The organism is Phytoactinopolyspora halotolerans (assembly GCF_010550675.1).
Lineage (GTDB): Bacteria > Actinomycetota > Actinomycetes > Jiangellales > Jiangellaceae > Phytoactinopolyspora > Phytoactinopolyspora halotolerans.
Window position 1 is genome coordinate 1 of record NZ_JAAGOA010000020.1, and the last position, 15,173, is coordinate 15,173.

The 15,173-nt window shown below is 68.5% G+C and carries 11 protein-coding genes and 1 pseudogene; 5 read left to right on the forward strand and 7 right to left on the reverse strand.

Features of this window, described 5'->3' with window-relative positions; all coding sequences use genetic code 11:
- Window positions 1-1,893, forward strand: a pseudogene (locus tag G1H10_RS23625) (HNH endonuclease); the annotation flags it as partial.
- A 24-nt stretch (window positions 1,894-1,917) separates the two neighbouring features.
- On the opposite strand, the gene G1H10_RS23630 reads toward G1H10_RS23625, so the two are convergent.
- On the reverse strand, window positions 1,918-2,358 hold the full coding sequence (locus tag G1H10_RS23630; protein ID WP_312856633.1) for an Lrp/AsnC family transcriptional regulator: 441 nt from the start codon (window positions 2,356-2,358) through the stop codon (window positions 1,918-1,920).
- A gap of 109 nt (window positions 2,359-2,467) precedes the next feature.
- On the opposite strand from G1H10_RS23630, the gene G1H10_RS23635 reads away from it, so the two are divergent.
- A complete protein-coding gene (locus tag G1H10_RS23635; protein WP_163742531.1) occupies window positions 2,468-3,520 on the forward strand; it encodes an aminotransferase class V-fold PLP-dependent enzyme in 1,053 nt (350 codons plus the stop codon).
- On the opposite strand, the gene G1H10_RS23640 is transcribed toward G1H10_RS23635, so the two are convergent.
- Together G1H10_RS23640 and G1H10_RS23645 are read right to left on the reverse strand one after the other, a co-directional pair.
- Window positions 3,517-5,505: an elongation factor G gene (locus G1H10_RS23640; protein ID WP_174264611.1), complete on the reverse strand. Its 1,989-nt coding sequence runs from the start codon at window positions 5,503-5,505 to the stop codon at window positions 3,517-3,519. The two genes, G1H10_RS23635 and G1H10_RS23640, sit on opposite strands and share 4 nt — an antisense overlap.
- Before the next feature lie 169 nt (window positions 5,506-5,674).
- Window positions 5,675-6,298 (reverse strand): TetR/AcrR family transcriptional regulator, encoded by a 624-nt coding sequence (locus G1H10_RS23645; protein ID WP_163742534.1) that lies wholly within the window; start codon window positions 6,296-6,298, stop codon window positions 5,675-5,677.
- Window positions 6,299-6,401: 103 nt separating this feature from the next.
- Here G1H10_RS23645 and G1H10_RS23650 point away from each other — a divergent pair, with 103 nt between their 5' ends.
- Together G1H10_RS23650 and G1H10_RS23655 are read left to right on the forward strand one after the other, a co-directional pair.
- Window positions 6,402-7,034: an NAD(P)-dependent oxidoreductase gene (locus G1H10_RS23650; RefSeq protein WP_163742537.1), complete on the forward strand. Its 633-nt coding sequence runs from the start codon at window positions 6,402-6,404 to the stop codon at window positions 7,032-7,034.
- 99 nt (window positions 7,035-7,133) lie between these two features.
- Entirely contained in the window at window positions 7,134-8,558 is a 1,425-nt protein-coding gene (locus G1H10_RS23655; protein ID WP_163742540.1) for an RtcB family protein, read from the forward strand.
- A gap of 52 nt (window positions 8,559-8,610) precedes the next feature.
- Here G1H10_RS23655 and G1H10_RS23660 read toward each other — a convergent pair whose 3' ends face one another.
- Both G1H10_RS23660 and G1H10_RS23665 read right to left on the reverse strand, forming a co-directional pair.
- Window positions 8,611-9,072 (reverse strand): archease, encoded by a 462-nt coding sequence (locus tag G1H10_RS23660; RefSeq protein WP_163742542.1) that lies wholly within the window; start codon window positions 9,070-9,072, stop codon window positions 8,611-8,613.
- A 52-nt stretch (window positions 9,073-9,124) separates the two neighbouring features.
- Window positions 9,125-10,231 carry a M24 family metallopeptidase gene (locus G1H10_RS23665; protein WP_163742545.1) on the reverse strand — a complete coding sequence of 369 codons (1,107 nt, stop codon included), beginning with the start codon at window positions 10,229-10,231 and terminating at the stop codon, window positions 9,125-9,127.
- A gap of 193 nt (window positions 10,232-10,424) precedes the next feature.
- Between G1H10_RS23665 and G1H10_RS23670 the strand changes: the two genes are divergently transcribed.
- Window positions 10,425-11,345 (forward strand): 5'-3' exonuclease, encoded by a 921-nt coding sequence (locus G1H10_RS23670; protein ID WP_163742778.1) that lies wholly within the window; start codon window positions 10,425-10,427, stop codon window positions 11,343-11,345.
- Window positions 11,346-11,436: 91 nt separating this feature from the next.
- On the opposite strand, the gene G1H10_RS23675 is transcribed toward G1H10_RS23670, so the two are convergent.
- Together G1H10_RS23675 and tatC are read right to left on the reverse strand one after the other, a co-directional pair.
- Window positions 11,437-14,238 carry a DEAD/DEAH box helicase gene (locus G1H10_RS23675; protein ID WP_163742548.1) on the reverse strand — a complete coding sequence of 934 codons (2,802 nt, stop codon included), beginning with the start codon at window positions 14,236-14,238 and terminating at the stop codon, window positions 11,437-11,439.
- Between the two features lie 57 nt (window positions 14,239-14,295).
- Window positions 14,296-15,165 carry a twin-arginine translocase subunit TatC gene (tatC, locus tag G1H10_RS23680; protein ID WP_163742550.1) on the reverse strand — a complete coding sequence of 290 codons (870 nt, stop codon included), beginning with the start codon at window positions 15,163-15,165 and terminating at the stop codon, window positions 14,296-14,298.
- Window positions 15,166-15,173: the final 8 nt, after the last annotated feature.

Sequence of the window (15,173 nt, forward strand, 5' to 3'; positions counted from 1 at the left end):
ATCGACCACATCCGGGTCGATCTGTTCCTGGGCATGCTCGACGGGAGTCTGGAAGATCTCGACGAAGACCAGATCATCACCCACATCCTCAACCACCCCTTCACCGACGACACCACCACCAGCAACACCGCCGACACCAACACCAGCGGCGGAACCGACCGTCCCAGCGGCGATGGCTCCCCCACCAGCAACGGCTCCAACCGTCCCAGCAACGACCCCGACAACGGCACCGACGACGACCACGGCCACGGCGGTTCCGACACCGACGGCCCTGGCGGTTCCGACGACAGCCCCGGTCCCGACGACAGCGACGGCGGTTCCGACGCTCCGGGTGGCGGTAGCGGGCCTGACGCACCCGACGACGACAACCCCGGTGACGACGGCTCCGGCGACGGTCCTGGCGCCGGCGACGGTAGTCCTGGCTCTGGCGGCGGCCGCGCAGGTCGTGACTCCGGCCAGCGCGGCGGCAAGGATGATTCCTCCAGCGCTCGCACCACGAGCACGAACACGTGCGATCCTCACGATGACGCGGACACGACCGGCCCTGCCGGCCAGACCGATACACCCGGTAGCGGTGCGACCAGCTCTCCCACCGACGACAACACAGCCTCGGCTGATGCGGATGGTGCAGGTGCGTCATCGTCGCGCCCTGGTGTGGGTGGTTGGTCGGTGCCGGAGTTGCGTATCGGGTTGGCGAGCCTGCTCGGTGTGGACGAGCACCCCGGTGAGATACCCGCCTGGGACTTCATCCCCGCCGCCGTCGCCCGCCAGATCGCCGCACGAATGCACTCCGCGCAGTGGCGGTTCGCCATCTGCAACAACGACGGACAGTTGATCCAGACCGGGATCACCACCGCCCGGCCCCGCTCACCCGACGAGCAAGCGGTGCGTCGGGATGCCCGCCGCGGCGGCATCCTCGAACTGCATGTCACCATCTCGATGCTGGCCCGCCTGGCCACCCTGATCCACACCACCACCGACGGCCAGGCGGCGGATGAGCCTGCCCACACGGTGCAGGAGTGTGCCCGTTGGGCCGCGGTCATCACCGACCTCGCCCGCCAACACACCGATGCCACCGCCGGGGAGACCACCACCGGCACCCAAACGGGTTCGAGTAACGGTTCCGGCACCGGTACGAGTCCCGGGTCCGGCACCGGTACGGGTTCCGGCAACGGAGCGGGTTCCGGCAACGGAGCGGGTTCCGGCAACGGAGCGGGTTCCGGCAACGGAGCGGGTTCCGGCAACGGAGCGGGTTCCGGTATCGGCACGGCCAATGGCGCCGGTACAGGTGACGGTGCCGACGGGGACGCGGGGGTGCGTCGGCGTCGCGCTGGGGCGGGGCTGCGCCGACACATCCAGATCCGGGACCGCTGCTGCACGCACCCGACCTGCCGGATGCCCGCCGTACGCACCGACCAAGACCACGAACACGAATTCTGCCTCGGCGGACTCACCGTCGCGGGCAACCTGGCCTGCCTATGCCGCCACGACCACCGCCTACGCCACGACGGCGGCTGGAAAGCCCACCGCCCCGACACCGGCACCACCATCTGGCACAGCCCGCTCGGACACCGCTACACCAACCGCGCCCCAGCGATCATCCCCACCCTGCCCAACCCCCACCCCGCAACCACCAGGAACGACCACCACACCAACGACGACAGTGACGATGCCGGCGACGGCGGGCACGGCAGTAAGGCGCGTGTGGCCGAGAAACTACGCCGCATCCGCCACGCCACCACCGCAACCGCCGACCAAGGCAACCGCAACGCTGACAGCGCCGATCACGCTTCGGACCGTGAGGGCACTACGGAACCCGCTGACATGACGAACAGTACCACCGCCCAACGCCTCAGCGTCCGCCCCGAAGACGACGAAATACCGCCCTTCTGACAGGCTGACGTGTGCGGGAATGGGCTAGCCGATGGTGGGCCGGTTCTCGTAGGGCGTGGAGAGGACGATCATCGTACGAGTCGACACATTGGCCGACGAGCGGATCCGCGCGAGCAGATCCTCGAGAGCCACCGGCCGCTCGACGCGCACCTTAAGGATGTAGTTCTCGTCTCCGGCGACCGAGTAGCACGCCTCGATCTCGGTAATGTCGGCGAGCCTGTCCGGTGAGTCGTCGGGCTGGCTCGGATCGATGGGCTTGATCGAGATGAACGCGGTCAACGGCAGGCCCAGCGCCTCGTGGTCGACCACCGCGGTGTAGCCGCGGATGACGCCCCGCTCTTCGAGTCTGCGGACGCGCTGATGCACCGCCGACGTCGACAATCCGGTGGCCTTACCCAGGTCGGTGAAGCTCATCCTGCCGTCACGCAGGAGCAGCGACACGATCTGCCTGTCGATATCCTCCACGCGCATACTGTAGACGCTCAGCCGAATCGCCGCTCCTGAACTAACTGGGCGTGGCGTGCAATCGTGACGAGTCCGTTAGTGGCCGGCATGTCCGTGGGAGGATCGCCTTGTGGACATCGAAGCAGCCCAGAGGCTATTCACACCGGACCCAGGCTGGCTCAACACGGCCAGTTACGGGCTCCCGCCCACGCCTGCATGGGAGGCCTTGCAGACAGCGCTACATGAGTGGCGGTGTGGGCGTACGTCGTGGAAGGGGTGGGGCGAGGCGACCGGACACGCCCGGGAGACGTTCGCCCGCCTGGTGAACGTGCCGGTGTCGGACGTCTCCATCGGTGCTCAGGTCTCGCAGATGCTGGCCGTGATCGCATCTTCCATGCCGGAAGGCACCCAGGTGGTGGTACCAGAGGAAGAGTTCACCTCGAACCTCTTTCCGTGGCTCGTCCAACAACGGCGGGGCCTGGATGTCCGTCCGGTACCGGCGGCGGACCTCGCGAACGTCGTCACCGCCGAGACTGGTGTGATCGCCTTCAGCCTGGTCCAATCCGCCACCGGGGCGGTCGCCGACGTCGACGCGATCACCGCTGCGGCCGCCGAGGCAGGAGCCGTGACTGTCGCCGACGCGACCCAAGCGTGCGGTTGGCTTCCGGTGGACGCGAGCCGTTACGACGCCACCGTCGTCGGCGCCTACAAGTGGCTGCTCTCTCCGCGTGGAACGGCGTTCCTGGTCACCAAACCTGAGCTACGTAGCACGTTGGTACCGTCGCAGGCGGGCTGGTGGGCGGGCGAGGACCCGCATGCCTCCTACTACGGCCCACCGCTGCGGCTGGCCGACGACGCCCGTTCCCTGGATATCTCACCAGCATGGTTCAGCTGGGTCGGCACCGCTCCGGCGCTGGAGCTGGTCGAGCAGGTCGGGATCGACTCGATCCACGCGCACGACGTCGCGCTGGCCAACCGGTTCCGGGCGGGCTTAGGCATGGACGCCGGCGATTCGGCCATCGTCTCGGCCGACGTTCCGGATGCGGAGCGACGTCTGGAGGCGGCAGGGGTACGAGCTGCGGTGCGCGGCGGCCGGCTCCGCGCGTCGTTCCATCTCTACAACACCAGTGACGACGTCGACATGGCGCTGGACGCCCTCACCGCTGACACGACGCCTGCCTAGACACGACGCGTCGTGTGCAGCAAGTAGGCCTGTCGGTCCAGCGGGTTCACCCCGATGCGCGCCCGTTCCGGTACCGGCGCCCGCACCGGCGCATAGTGATCGAACGCTGTCTCCAACACCGCCTCGCCACGCGTCAGGGCTGGTAGGCGCTGCTGCAAGGTGTGCACGCGTGCGGCGGGGATGTGCCCATCGATCACATACGCCTCTCCCCTAGCCTCCTGCTGCCGCGGGATCGCTCCCAGGCTCGCCAGCGCCGGCGCCAGGCTGCCGTAGACATCGCGCGGAGACTCCAGCCGGAACCGATGCATCGGCTCGAAGACCCCGGTACCCGCCTCTTTCAGCGCTGCCATCAGCACCAGCGGAGTGAGCAGCCGGAAGTCCGCACCGGTGCTCGACATGCTCTTGTCGAAACCCTGGTGTGCATGGCTCTGCCGGGGTGCGTAGCCGGAGTGGGTCATGGTCACCCGGCAGTCGGTCACCTCCCACCCGTGCAGGCCCTCACGCAACGTCTCATACACCGTGTCCTCGACCGCTTTCAGGAACGCCGGAGGCAACGCTCCTAGCTCGAACTCGATGCCGAAGGTGACGCCGGCGCCCACCGGTGCAGGCTCGACACGCAGCCCGACCGTGGCGAGGAACGGGTTGGGCTCGACGTAGATCGTCTCGACCGCCCACCCCCTGCTCACAGGACGCTCGATGCAGATGGTGGTGGTCTCACGGAACGACACCGCCAGGCCGAACTCGTCCGCGAGGGTCGCTTGAATGACTTCCTTCTGCACCTCTCCATAGAGGGAGACCGATATCTCCTGCCGGAGATCATCCTGCCGCACGTCGATCAGCGGGTCCTGCTCAGCCAGCTGCGCGAGTGCCGAGTGCACAGCGCCCCGGTCCACGCCGTCGACAGGCACGACGACGGCCTCCAGCGACGGCGGGGCGAAATAGTGTTCGTCCCTAGCCGTGTGCCCTGCGCCGACCGCGTCGCCCACCTGAACGTCGTTCAGGCCCCAGAGCTTGCCGATCTGGCCTGCCCGTACGCAGGAACGCTCGATCTCCTTGCCTTGGTGGAAGACCGTGATTCTGGTGACCTTCGCCTCGGCGCTGCCGTCGCCGAACCGCACGCGTTCCCGCGTCCGCACGGCGCCGGTATGCATCCGGACATAGGCCACCTTTTCCCCTCGCGGGCCGCGTTCGACCTTGAACACCTTCGCAGCGACGTCCGCCTCGTGATCTCCGACGACGGCCGGCAACAGCTCTCGGATGGCCGCTGTCAACGGCTCTATCCCGGCCCCGGTGATCGCCGAGCCGAACAGCACCGGATACACCAAGCTCTGCGCGGTATGTCTCGCGAGAGCGCGGCGCAACCGGCCGTGCGCAACGTCGGTTCCGTTGACGTATGCGGTCAGCAGCGCGTCGTCGTTCTCTGCGAGCAGCTCGAGCAACCGGATGTTGAACCCTTGGTCCGTGGGATCGAACGGCCGCGTGGCGGCGTCCCTGGTGCCGATGCGGTCCACGGCGACAAGCGGTGCGATCGCGGTAGACAGCCGCTCGGACACCTCGCGCAACACGCCGTCGTCGCGGGCACCGGTCCGGTCGATCTTATTCACGAAGATCAACGTGGGTACGCGAAGGCGCTGCAGCGTCCGCATCAACACCCGGGTCTGCGGTTGCACGCCTTCGACCGCGGAGACGACCAGGACGGCGCCGTCGAGTACATTCAGTACTCGTTCTACCTCGGCGATGAAGTCCGGGTGACCGGGGGTGTCGATCAGATTGACCGTGACGTCGTCGAGGGTGAACGAGACGACGGCGGACTTGATGGTGATGCCCCGCTGCCGCTCCAGCGCGAGCGAGTCGGTGGTGGTGTTGCCGTCATCGACGCTGCCGATCGTGTCGATGACACCGGCCGCATAAAGCAGCCGCTCGGTCAGGCTGGTCTTACCGGCGTCGACATGGGCCAGGATTCCCAGGTTCAGTGTGCGTGCCAAACGTCATGTCCCCTGCGTGAAGTACGGATCGGGTCTGGGTAGACATGAACGTCCGGCGCATTACCACTCCTGCTGTCGTCGACTCGGCCAGTTACCAGTGCGCAGCAAGTTCAGCAGACCGGTAGCGGTACGGACAACTGATTTTCCCCTCCGTCGCCTCCGCTGCCGGTCACCGCCCATCGCCGGTGGAACCATCGTCGCCGGCCGCAGGGACGACGAGCCCGGCGACGACGGTCCGGGCAAGCGACCGAGCACGCTCCGCCGGTTCGTCCGCCGACTCGTCGTAGAAGTGACGGTAGAAGGCATCCTGGAAGCATGCGCCGAGCAGCAGCGCTGCTGCCGCGTCCACATCGACGTCCGGCCGTACCCGACCGTGCTGGCGCTCCGATTCCAGATACGTACGCAAGGCGAGATTGACGTGTCGTGGGCCGGCACCGTGTCGCTGCAGGCCGTCGCGGTAGGCCGCGAGCAACCGGCGCTCGCTGAACAGCCCCATCGCCATCGGGAAGCCTTGTTCATAGAAGCGCAACGCAGCAGCGGCCACGTCACGCAGATTCTCCTCGACGCTGCCCTTTCCCACCCGCTCCGGCAGGCCCTGCAGCACACTACCCAGATCCGGCAGACGCTCGTTCAGCACGGCAGTGAAGATCGCCACTTTATCCGGGAAATGCTTGTAGAGCGTCGCTTCGGAGAAACCTGCGCGACTCGCGATCTCCTTGGTGGTCGCGCGTGCGATGCCATCGCCGCGCATGATCTGCGCCGCTGCGTCCAAGATGCGATCGCGTGTCGTCACGTGGCCCTCCTTGACAGGTTAGTAAGCGTTCACCATCCTAGTAGTTGGTAAGTATTCACTCACCCCTGTCAAGGGCATAGCCACCGCTATTTCGAGGAGACGCATGAAACTCGTCATCATCGGAGCAACCGGGCGCACCGGCCGGCATCTCGTTCAGCAAGCGTTGGATCGCGGATACACCGTCACCGCACCGGTCCGGCATCCGGAGAAACTGGCCGACGTGCGGCACGAGCGTTTGACCACGGTCGAGGCCGACATCATGGACCCGGGCGGTCTGGCGCCGCATCTGCGGGAACACAATGCCGTCCTGTCCACGCTGGGCCCCACACGAGGCGGACCTGCCACCGTCTGCGCGGACGGCACCCGGGCAATCGTGGAAGCGATGTACGACGCCGGTCCCCGCCGGTTGGTCACGGTCAGCGTGGCGGCCGCACACACCGCCGGCGACGGCCCGTTCACCCGCCTGTTCGTCAAGCCGATGCTCAGGATCATGCTGCGTCGCTCGATCGCCGATGCGCTCGAGATGGAGCGCATTCTGCAGAGCAGCGCTCTGGACTGGACGACGTTGCGGCCCCCGATGCTCACCGGCCGGCCGTTCACCGGCGAGTACCGTACTCGGCTGGGCCTGAATGTGCGCGGCGGCTACCGGATTGCGCGCGCGGACCTCGCACACGCGATCCTCGCCGCCGTTGAGGAGCCGAATGCCGTTCGGACAGCCGTCGGCGTCGCGGCCTGAGAGGACGGCGCGGTGCCGTAACGAACTCCCCGCGCCGCGCCGTCGAACCGGCTGGCATCTCCCCGTGCCGCAGCGCCATCCTGTGGTAGAGAGGCCGGAATGGACATCGTTGAGGAGCGCCCGTACCGCTTCCGTGTCGAGCGGCACGGTGACATGCGCGTGCCCGGCGTCGTCTTCGCCTCGCGGGCGCTGATCCCCGATGCCCGTGCCGACAAGTCACTCGAACAGGTGGCGAACGTGGCTACCCTGCCGGGAATCGTCGAGGCGTCATATGCCATGCCGGACATCCACTGGGGGTACGGCTTCCCCATCGGGGGCGTCGCCGCCACCGACGTCACCGACGGCGGAGTGGTGTCGCCGGGCGGCGTCGGGTTCGACATCTCGTGTGGGGTCAGGCTGCTGGCGGCTGACCTCACCCGCGACCGAATGCCGCCACCGGTGCTGAACGACCTGATGGACCGGCTCGACGAAGGTACGCCGCGCGGACTCGGCAAGGGCGCCGTGTGGCCGGCGCGAGACTCTGGAAGACACCTGCGCGGCGTGCTGGAGAGCGGCGCCCGCTACCTGGTCGAGCTCGGCCACGGTGTCCGACGCGATCTGGACCGGTGTGAGGACGGTGGTGGCGTCGCCGACGCCCAGCCCGAGCACGTCAGTGCGCGGGCCATCGAGCGCGGCCGCGACCAGCTGGGCAGCCTGGGCTCCGGAAACCACTTCCTGGAGGTCCAAGTTGTCGACGAGGTTCACGACGAGCGCATCGCCGCGGCCTTCGGGCTCCGCGCCGGCCAGGTGTGTGTGATGATCCACTGCGGTTCACGCGGGCTCGGGCACCAGGTGTGCACCGATCACGTCCGCACCATGGAGCGGACCATGGGCCGGTACGGCATCACGGTGCCGGACCGGCAGCTCGCCTGTGTGCCGGTCGATTCGTCGGAGGGACGTGCCTACATGGGTGCGATGGCGGCCGCGGCGAACTACGGCCGGGCCAACCGGCACCTGCTCGGTGAATCCGTCCGGCGCGCCTTCCACGCCGTGGCCGGCACGGACGTGGAGCTCGTGTACGACGTGTCGCACAACCTGGCCAAGCTCGAACGGCACCAGATCGACGGCCGGGAGCGCGAGCTGTGCGTACACCGCAAGGGAGCCACCCGGGCGCTTCCGCCGGCGCATCCCGAGCTGCCAGGTGATCTTGCCACGGTAGGTCAGCCGGTCCTGATCCCGGGGACTATGGGGACATCGTCATACGTACTGGCCGGCGTGCCGGGCGGCGGCGCGTTCTACTCCACCTGCCACGGCGCGGGACGGGTGCAGAGCAGGAACCAGGCGGCCAAGGCGGTGAATGGCCGCACGCTCCGTGACCAGATGGAGGCCGGCGGCGTCGCGGTGCGCGGTACATCGTGGAAAGGCCTGGCGGAAGAGGCGCCCACGGCATACAAGGACGTATCCGAGGTGGTGACCGTGAGCGAACGGGCCGGGCTGGCAGCGCTGGTGGCGCGGTTGGTGCCCATCGGCGTGCTGAAGGGCTGAACGGCTGACCGGCTAGACCGCGGCGGTCGCCGGCTAGGCGTCGGCAGGCCGGCTAGACGTCGATGGTGACCGAGCACACCCAGCCGTCGTCGTCTTCGGTACAGCTGAGCTCGTGCAGCGACACCGCCTTCGGGACCGCACCCACCGTGTCAACCGTGGTCGTGTCGACCATCTGGAACCGGACATGCAGTCCACCGCCGGCGGACGGCTCCGCGGTGACGTCGCGTGGCAACTCGCCGTGCGCGTCCATCCGATAGATCACCTCGTCGAGCAAGGTCACGAGCTGGTCGGCCGGAGCGGCCGCCGGGATGTCCAGCTGCCGCACCGCGGCGTCGTCGGCGTCGTCCGGAGCCTCCGAGACGTCCGTAACCGCCGGGATGTCCGCGAAGCTGTGCACGAGCCCTTTCGCCGCCTCAGCCAGGCACTCACCGACGCTCGGCGCCCATGCCTGAACCTGCATGTCCGCCGTGTGCGCGACAACGCGGTGTCCGGTCGTCCCCGGGTTGCCGGCCATCACAGCGCGGCAGCTCTCGCTGGTTCACCCGCCATCACAGATTCACCCGCCATCACGGCTCGATGATGGTCAGCTCACGCGGGCGGCGGTTCAGCCGCTCGACGCCGTCGTCGGTGACCACCACGATGTCCTCGATCCGCGCGCCGTACCGGTCCGGCAGGTAGAACCCGGGCTCGATCGAGAACGCCATCCCCGGCTCCAGCGGACGTGCGTTCCCTGCCACGATGTACGGGTCTTCATGCGTGTCCAGCCCGATTCCGTGACCGGTCCGGTGGACGAAGTACTCCCCCAGCCCGGCCTCGCGCAGCACGTCCCGTGCCGCCGCATCCACGGATTCCGCGCTCACCCCTGGCCTGACCTGCGCCACGGCGGCCTCCTGCGCCTGCTTGAGCGCGCCGTACTCGGTGACGAAGCCGGCCGGTGGCTCACCGATGACGTAGGTGCGCGTCTCATCGGAGCAGTATCCGGCCGCCGTGGTGCCGCCGATGTCGACGACCACCGGGTCGCCCGCCCGGATGAGCCGCTCACCGGTCTCATGATGAGGGCTGGCTCCGTTCGGCCCCGCCGCGACAATGACGAAGTCCACCGATTCGTGGCCCTCAGCGATGATCGCGTCGGCGATGTCGCGTCCGACTTCTCGCTCAGTGCGCCCCGATTTGAGCCACTCCGGCACGCGTGCGTGCACCCGGTCGATCGCCTCCGCAGCGGCGCGCAGCGCGTCCAGTTCGGCGGAGTCCTTGACGATCCGTAGCCCGGACAGGACGGAGCCCGCGACGACCTGCTCCGTGGCCGGCATCGCCACCCGGAAACGGAGCACCTTCTCCGCCCACATGTGATCATCCAGTGCCACGCGGCGCGCTTGCGGCAGCATCCGCGCCACCAGCGCCACCGGGTCGTCCGTCTCCGCCCACGGCTCGATTCGTAGCTGCGATTCACCGGCCGCGGAAGCCCGCGCTGCCGGCGCCTCGAGCTCGGGGACGACGAGCACGACCTCCCCGTCGACCGGTAGCACCAGACAGGTCAACCGTTCCAACGGCAACGCCGCGTATCCGGTCAGGTACCGCAGGTCCGATCCGGGAGTGATGAGCAGCGCGTCGATCCCGGCCGCGTCGGCCGCCGCACGCGCCCTGGCCAGGCGGTTGTTGAACACATCGTGCACAGGGGCGAGCCTACTCCGAACGTCCCGGCGCCAAGCACACCCCGCCCCGGGCCCGGCGCCTTCCACCGCCGACAGGGCGCGACGGTCGCCCGATCGTCACGCCCGGCATCGGTATGAGCTGGTACCGCCCCAGGCTGCATGGGATGTCGGCAGCGGAGCCGATCCGTGGCAAGCTGTCCGTGTGAACCGGCTCATGCTTCTCGATACCGCGTCGCTGTACTTCCGCGCATTCTTCGGCATTCCGGAGAAGATCACTGCTCCGGATGGGACCCCGGTCAACGCCGTCCGCGGCCTACTCGACTTCATCGCCCGCCTGGTGACCGACTACCGGCCCGACCAGTTGCTGGCCTGCCTCGACGCCGATTGGCGGCCCGCCTTCCGGGTGGAGCTGCTGCCGTCATACAAGGAGCACAGGCTCGCCGACGCGGCGACGGGAGCCGAGACGGTACCGCCGACCCTCGCCGCCCAGGTGCCGATCATCGTCGAGGTGCTCGATGCGCTGGGCATCGCCCACGTGGGTGTGCCCGGTTTCGAGGCCGACGACGTCATCGGCACGCTCGCGGTGGCACACACCGGTCCGGTAGATGTGGTGACGGGTGACCGTGACCTGTTCCAGCTGGTGAACGACGACCGCGAGGTCCGAATCCTGTACACCGCGCGCGGCGTCGGCAAACATGAGGTGGTGGACGAGTCGGTGGTGACGGCCAAGTACGGCATCCCCGGCTCGGCCTATGCAGCCTTCGCCACGCTGCGCGGGGACCCGAGCGACGGGCTGCCCGGCGTCGCGGGCGTCGGCGACAAGACGGCCGCAACGCTGATCAACCGGTTCGATGACATCGAGAACTTGGTAGCGGCCGCGCACGACCCCGGCTCTGACCTCTCCCCGACCGTGCGACGGAAACTGCTCGATGCCGACGACTATCTGCGCGTCGCCGGGGACGTGGTGGCCGTCCGGACCGATGTGCCGATCCCGGACATCGATTTCGCGCTGCCGGGCGCACCCGCCGATCGGCTCGTGCTGGACGCGCTCACCGAACGCTGGGGGCTCGGCGGCTCTATGAACCGGGTCCTGTCGGCCCTCACCGCCCAAGATCAGGCCGGAGAGCCCGCCTGACCGGAGCCTGTGTCGCCGCCTTTGCAATGCACACATATACGCAACGTTGCGTATATGTGTGCATTGCAAAGGCGCGGTGGGGATGGGGTAGTCAGGCGATCATGTCGTAGGCGACGACGCCGCGTCGCAGTGAGCTGACCGCCAGCCGCGCGGTCTTGCGCAGCTCCGGATTGGTCGCGGCGTCGCCGACCTGATCCAGCAGATCCAGCAACTGCCGGACCGCTCGGACGAAGTCGCCCGCGGCCAGGCCGGCCTCTTCGAGGACCGCCTCCAGCCGGTGGCCGCTGGCCCAGCGCCACGCGGCGGCGGCGAATCCCAGGTCGGGCTCGCGCAGGAAGTCCACCCCGTGATCGGCCTCCACGTCTTCCAGACGGCCCCACAGTCTGACGGTCTCACCCAGCGCGTCGCGCACCTGGCCTCCCGGCAACGCCGGCCGCCCCGCGTCGTCGGGCTGACGTGACTCGAACGTCAGCGCCGAGACACACGCCGCCAGTTCCGCCGGGTCCAGCCCGTCCCAGATCCCCTCACGCAGGCACTCGGCGGCCAGCAGATCGAGCTCCCCGTACAACCGCGCCAGCCGCTTTCCCGCCTCGGTGGCGCTGTCTCCGTCGAGGTAGCCCAGCGTATCCAGCACCGCGCAGACCCGGTCGAACTGCCGGGCGATGGTGTTGGTCCGGGACTCGATCCGCCGGGACAGCTGTGCCGCCTCCCGGCGCAGCTTGTACCAGCGCTGTGCCCAGCGGGCGTGCTCCTCCCGATCCGCGCAGCCATGGCAGGGGTGCGCGCGCATCTCTCGCCGCAACCGTGCCAGCCGCTCGTCGTCCCCGTCCGAGCCGCGCCCACTGCGGCGCCGGCTCGGCTTGCTCCGCCGGTCCACGTCGTCCGGCGCGTTCTCCCGCAGAGCGGCGGCCAGGTCGCGCCGGGACGCGGGCACCTTCGGATTGAACGAGCGCGGGATCCGCATCCGGGTCAGGGATTCCACCGGGTCCGGGAAGTCCGTCAGCGACAGCCGGCGAACCTGGCGGCTCTCGGTCAGCACCGTCGGGCGCGGCCCCTCGCCCCGAGTCGAGCCGCCGGGCATGCCCGGATCCAGCACGACAGCCAGACCGGCGAACTTACCGGCCGGCACCCGGATCACGTCACCCATCCGCAGCTTCTCCAGCGACGTCGCGGCTGCCGCCCGGCGCTGGATGGTGCCCTCGCGGGCCAGCTCGTTCTCCCGGTCCTTGATCGCCTGGCGGATCCCGGCATACTCCTCGAAGTCACCGAGGTGGCAGGTCATCGCCTCCCGGTAGCCTTCCAACGCTTCTTCGCTGCGGCGCAACTGCCGCGCCAGCCCCACCACTGCCTGGTCCGCCTGGAACTGCGCGAACGAGGACTCCAGGATCTCCCGCGCCGTGGCCCGGCCCACCCGGTCCACCAGGTTGACCGCCATGTTGTACGACGGCCGGAACGACGAGCGCAGCGGGTACGTCCGGGTCGATGCCAGCCCGGCCACGCTCATCGGGTCGAAGCCGGGCTGCCAGAGCACCACGGCGTGGCCCTCGATGTCGATGCCTCGGCGGCCCGCACGGCCGGTGAGCTGCGTGTATTCCCCCGGGGTGATCTCAGCGTGGCTCTCCCCGTTCCATTTGACCAGCCGCTCCAGCACGACGCAGCGGGCCGGCATGTTGATGCCCAGCGCAAGCGTCTCGGTAGCGAACACCGCACGCAGCAGCCCACGCACGAACAGCTCCTCGACCGTCTCCTTGAATGTCGGCAGCATCCCGGCGTGGTGCGCGGCGATGCCGCGCTCGAGGCCGTCCAGCCATCCGTCGTAGCCGAGCACACGCAGGTCTTCGGCCGGGATCTCGGAGCAGCGCCGCTCCACGATCTCCCGGATCTGGTCTCGCTCGGCGGCGTCGGTGAGGCGGATCCCGGCGCTCAGGCACTGCTGGACCGCCGCGTCACAGCCTGCCCGGCTGAAGACGAAGATGATCGCCGGCAACAGCGAGCTACGCTCCAGCCGGTCCAGCACCTCGACCCGGCTGGGGGTATATGCGGAGCCGGTCGGCCTCGGCCCTCGGCCGTTCGCGCCGCGTCCGTCTCCGCCGCGACCGTTTCCACCCCGGGTGCCGCTGCGCCGACGGCCGCCCGGACGGCGGAACTGTTCTTCCCGCGTGTACCGCAGCAGCTGCGGGTTGACGGCTCGCTTGCCTTCAGCGCCCTCGCCGGCCTGCGCGAACAAGTCCATCATCCGGGAGCCGACCATAGCGTGCTGCCACAGCGGGACCGGCCGGCGCTCCTCCACCACCACGTCGGTGTCGCCGCGCACCGTCGTCAGCCACTCGCCGAACTCCTCGGCGTTGGAGACGGTCGCCGACAGCGCCACCACGCTCACCGACTCGGGGAGGTTGATGATCACCTCTTCCCATACCGCGCCGCGGAACACGTCGGCGAGGTAGTGCACCTCGTCCATGACCGCATACCCGAGGCCGGCCAGCGTGGGCGAGCCGGCGTAGAGCATGTTCCGCAGGACTTCGGTGGTCATCACGACGATCGGCGCCTCGCCGTTGACCGTGTTGTCCCCGGTCAGCAACCCGACCGACGCTGCGCCATGCCGTTCGACCAGGTCATGGAACTTCTGGTTCGACAGCGCCTTGATCGGTGTGGTGTAGAAGCACTTGCGGCCCTCTTCCAGCGCCAGATGGACCGCGAACTCCCCCACGACGGTCTTGCCAGAGCCGGTCGGCGCCGCCACCAGCACCCCGCGACCGGCCTCCAGCGACTCGCACGCGCGTACCTGGAACTCGTCGAGATCGAAGTCGTAGTTGGAGCGGAAACGACCGAGCGACGACTCGCGGTAGGCCAACCGGCGTCGGTGCGCCGCGTACCGCTCCGCGGGCGAACTCATACCGCCCAGGCTACCGGTCACATCCGGGTCGACGCAGACACACCGCGCACGGCGGCGTCAGCTGTCGTCCTCATCGTCGACGCGGCCGATTCTGTCCAGTGCATCGTCAGGGGTCGCCTCGTCCGGGCTGAGGTTGGCGATCGGGTCGCTGTCCCGCCGCCGGTCCCAGATCCGGCAGATCAGCACCGCTGCCTCGAACAGCAACCACATCGGCGTCGCCAGCAGCATCAGCGTCACCGGGTCGCCGGTCGGCGTGGCCACCGCGCCGAAGACGAAGATCCCGACGATCACCCAGCGCCGCGCCGACGAGAGCGTCTCATGCCGCAGCACGCCCACCGCGTTGAGCAGGACGATGAAGATCGGCAACAGGAAGCCGACACCGAAGACCAGCGTCAGCCGGAGGACGAAACTCAGATAGTCCCGGAATGTGATGTAGTTGCTGATGTCATCCGGGGTGAAATTGAGCAGGAACTCCCAGGCTTTGGGCATCACCCACAACGCGAGCACCACGCCGGCGGCGAACATCGGAACGGCGGCGCCGACGACCGCCAGCGCCCACTTCTTCTCGTTCGCGTAAAGCGCCGGGGTGATGAATCCCCAGATCTGGTAGATCCAGACCGGCGCGCCCAGCATCACACCGGTCCACATCGCGATCGTCATCGGGACGATCAACGGGTCAGTCGCTTGCTGATAGGTGGGGCGCGCGTCGGCTCCCGTCCGTTCCGCCGCCTCAAGCATCGGATCCAGCAGGAACTCCATGATCTGCTCATGGAAGACGAACCCGATGATGCCGAACAGCAGCACGGCCAGGGCTGACTTGAACAGCCGCGAGCGAAGCTCTCGCAGATGCTCGGTCAGGGTCATCCGGCCTTCGGGGTCGCGTTCGGGCCGAGATCCCTTGCCGCGACGGCCGATGATGGTCGCCACGCCTCTAT

What these genes read in the sequence shown, in the direction of transcription:
- G1H10_RS23675 (WP_163742548.1), bottom strand. Translation starts at nt 14,238, where the DNA reads ATGAGTTCGCCCGCGGAGCGGTACGCGGCGCACCGACGCCGGTTGGCC.
- G1H10_RS23655 (WP_163742540.1), top strand. Translation starts at nt 7,134, where the DNA reads ATGGACATCGTTGAGGAGCGCCCGTACCGCTTCCGTGTCGAGCGGCAC.
- G1H10_RS23650 (WP_163742537.1), top strand. Translation starts at nt 6,402, where the DNA reads ATGAAACTCGTCATCATCGGAGCAACCGGGCGCACCGGCCGGCATCTC.
- G1H10_RS23670 (WP_163742778.1), top strand. Translation starts at nt 10,425, where the DNA reads ATGCTTCTCGATACCGCGTCGCTGTACTTCCGCGCATTCTTCGGCATT.
- G1H10_RS23660 (WP_163742542.1), bottom strand. Translation starts at nt 9,072, where the DNA reads ATGGCCGGCAACCCGGGGACGACCGGACACCGCGTTGTCGCGCACACG.